This window comes from Jannaschia seosinensis (genome assembly GCF_001408515.1).
Classification (GTDB): domain Bacteria; phylum Pseudomonadota; class Alphaproteobacteria; order Rhodobacterales; family Rhodobacteraceae; genus Jannaschia; species Jannaschia seosinensis.
On the sequence record NZ_CYPR01000026.1, the window covers coordinates 1 to 2,182 of the forward strand.

Consider the following 2,182-nt stretch of genomic DNA (forward strand, 5'->3'; position numbering starts at 1 on the left):
CCATGATCCGCCTGGCCGCGAAAGCCAGCATCTCGCGCACGAGATCGCCATCGGCCTCCTTTTCAACCAGCTCAAGCAGCGCCATTCTGTCGTCGGTCATCGTCGTCTCCGTTCTTGGTTTCGAGTCTCGCAACCCGAACCTTCTCGAAGATCGACGGTGACCACCAGCGTCACACCCGGCCGCGCGCTACGCTACGCCAAGGGCTTCGCCCGCGGCCTCCTACACCAACCGCTGGGACAATATCCCCAAGGCGCATCGCAGCTGGTCGAGACCGGTCTCAGGCAGCCGTTTCCGTCGAGCAGGGCGGCGAGCGTGTCCGCCACGTCCTCGGGCAGTTCCTCGAACCGGCGAAGGAGCCGCGTGGTCGGCTCGCTGACCTTGTGGCAAGCCTCACGGAGCGCCGCGCGCGTCAGCCCGGCACAGTTGAGGTTCAGCAGACCGAGGACCGTGCCGGCGGTGTGCCCCCCCGCCAGCCGCGTCTTGCCGGTGCCGGTCTCGCCGGTAAGAAGAAGCGGCACTGAGCTGCGCGCCAGCTTCGCCGCCTGCGCCAGAACCTGCGTCATCGCCGGATCGCCGCCCGCCAGCCCCGCCAGCGCACCGCCCGACCGGGCCTCGCGCGGCGGCGTGCGCGGCGCCTGCGGCGCGATGGCATGACCGAAAATCGCGCCGCCATCCTGCATCTCGATGATCCGATCCTCGGGCGGGCGGTCCCGCATCAGGTCGGGCAGGTCGTCCACCGTCAGGCCCAGAACCGTGTCGATGCGCTGGCCCAGGATCGGCGCGCCCTCGGGGAACAGACGCCGCGCCGTCCGGGTGTAGCCCAGCACCCGGCCCGCCCCGTCGAGGCGGACCGCGGCCTCCGGCTCCACGTCGAGGAATTCGGGGCTGTCGGAGACGCGCAGCACCCAGTCGCGGCGACTCTCGGCCATCAGGTTCGCCATCTCGACCCGCCGCGCGGCGTTGGCGACAAGGCTCCTCGCTAGGTTCTGGCTGCGCTTGGGCGCGGGCGAGCGCAGCAGAGAAGCGCAGCAGAGAGATGTCGAGGACCGCCGCGAGACCGCCGATGCTGTCGAAGATGGGCGCGGCGGTGCAGCTGAGCGCGGTGTGGGCGTTGCCGAAATGGTCGTCCTGATGAACGGTGACCGGCTCCTGCGTGACGATGCAGGCGCCGACGCCGCAGGTGCCGGCGAGGTCCTCGGACCAGTTCGACCCGAGATAGAGCCCGGCCGCTCTGAGATCGTCGATGAACAAGTCGTCCCCGAAGAAATCGACGCAAATCCCCTTCGCGTCGGTCAGAAGCAGCACGTAGTTCTGGCCCGCGACCTGCCGGAACAGGCTCTGCAGGCTCGAACGCGCCGCGCCGATCATCCACTCCGCCTGCTTTCGATAATCGCGCAGCTCGGCCTCGGTGACGATGGGGGCGGGATCGTTGCGCGTCGGGTCCATGCCGTAGAGCTCGACGCATCGCCGCCAGGATGCGGAAACGAAGGTGTCGCGCCCTGTCTGGGTGCCATCCAGAACCCGCTCGATTTCCGCAACGTGCCGGTGATCTGTCATGCCGTCAGCCCTCCCGGAAATGAAGATTAACACAAGGAGGCGATCGAAGCTGCGACGGTTTTTGGCGGGCAGGGTCCGGAGCGCGCCGTGCCGGCGAGTGAACGAGACCAGACTACACGACTCCCACCCGCAGCCGTCTCGGGACGACGAGATTTCGGGCGACGAGAGGCGTTTCGGGACCGGACCGCATCCATCGTCGGACCTCATCGAAGCCGGTCCGGAACCAGGATTTCGAGCAGTATCCGTGCTTCTTCCGGGCGGGGTATTTGTGTCCCATGAGCTGGGCTGCAGCACGGCAGATGAGGGCGATGGCAATAGCGGTTATGGCGATGAGCAGAGACAACCTGGACGCGAGCGTCAGGCGGGTGTCCTCCAGGTTCAGCCCCCGCGTCTTGCTGTCGGCGAACAGGCACTCGATGAGCCAGCGCTTCTTGTACTGCCGCAGGATGTGCGCGCCAGTGGCTGGATAGGGCGAAGCCACCACGAGAAGCTCGCCGCCCTTGATACGGCGCGCACCGAAGTGGAGCTTGAGGTCGGGGTGACTCGCTCTGCCAGGCAGGACGGCCGTGAAGCTCCGCACACCCCTGCACCGTGACAGCAGGGAGCGCAGGTTCAGCTCGCGGC

At 67.6% G+C, this 2,182-nt stretch carries 1 protein-coding gene and 2 pseudogenes; all 3 read right to left on the bottom strand.

Features of this window, described 5'->3' with window-relative positions; translation table 11 throughout:
• Positions 1 to 192 precede the first annotated feature (192 nt).
• A complete protein-coding gene (locus JSE7799_RS22100; RefSeq protein ID WP_306455388.1) occupies positions 193 to 942 on the bottom strand; it encodes a sigma 54-interacting transcriptional regulator in 750 nt (249 codons plus the stop codon).
• Positions 943 to 1,093: 151 nt separating this feature from the next.
• Positions 1,094 to 1,765, bottom strand: a pseudogene (locus tag JSE7799_RS22105) (GAF domain-containing protein); the annotation flags it as partial.
• Positions 1,671 to 2,182 (bottom strand): annotated as a pseudogene (locus JSE7799_RS20830) (IS4 family transposase); the annotation flags it as partial. The pseudogenes JSE7799_RS22105 and JSE7799_RS20830, both read right to left, overlap by 95 nt.

What these genes read in the sequence shown, in the direction of transcription:
- JSE7799_RS22100 (WP_306455388.1), bottom strand. Translation starts at nt 942, where the DNA reads ATGGCGAACCTGATGGCCGAGAGTCGCCGCGACTGGGTGCTGCGCGTC.